The sequence below is a fragment of the Halopseudomonas salina genome, from assembly GCF_008641105.1.
The window spans coordinates 1-687 of the sequence record NZ_VTTI01000042.1 but is presented as its reverse complement, the minus strand read 5'-3'; the positions used below and the strand labels follow the sequence as shown (position 1 = coordinate 687).

1 protein-coding gene is annotated in these 687 nt (G+C 51.2%); it reads right to left on the bottom strand.

The genetic code is table 11. From position 1 onward, the window contains the following. Positions 1-69: 69 nt before the first annotated feature. Positions 70-687 (bottom strand): hypothetical protein (locus tag FZF01_RS19345; protein WP_223825570.1); only part of this gene is annotated, 618 nt, incomplete at its 5' end.

Sequence of the window (687 nt, the reverse complement as noted above, 5' to 3'; positions counted from 1 at the left end):
TAACGCAGAGCTTTGCGGCAATTTTGTAGCCGCGAAGCGGTGAAGAAATTGTCCGACAAGAGCGACTTGTTAAGCCTCTCGCGCCAGAAGCTTCGTAATATGGTCAAATGCAGCCAACTTAGCTTGATCTAAGGTCTTGAAGTTTCTTCTGCTGTGCATAACCAAGGAATTGTCCTCTGAGCTTAGAGTGGCCGCCCAATCAGATGCACGTCGATAAACCGTAATCCGGAACCCGTCGGATTTAATCCAAGGATTACCTTTAGCAGAAATCCTCCATTTCCTTGAAAGCCAGCGCTTTCGTTTTCCAGATCGGTTTTTCATGGACGACTCTCTGGTCCGAGCCGCAGCAACGTCGCCCTCCATATGACCCGCACAGATGCAGCCTACTTCTAGGATGTCTGGATAATTTGGATGCTCCATGTGATGCACGAAGCGGATCGTCTGCGATTCACACATACCGCATTCTGTTTGTGGCTCGCCAAGATCCTCGATATCAACACAATGCCAACCTTTATGAGGTACGCCAGCCTTTGACCACTTGCCGCGCCCTGCTGCTACGAGCTGTTCTTCTCGACTTTCCGTTGGCATGAAGAGGCTCCTGCTAGGTGGCTTAACGCCCGCAGCACGCGCAGCTTTGTAGTGAAGGCGAAGCCGCAACGAAAAAGCTGTCGCTGTGCCTGCGATTGT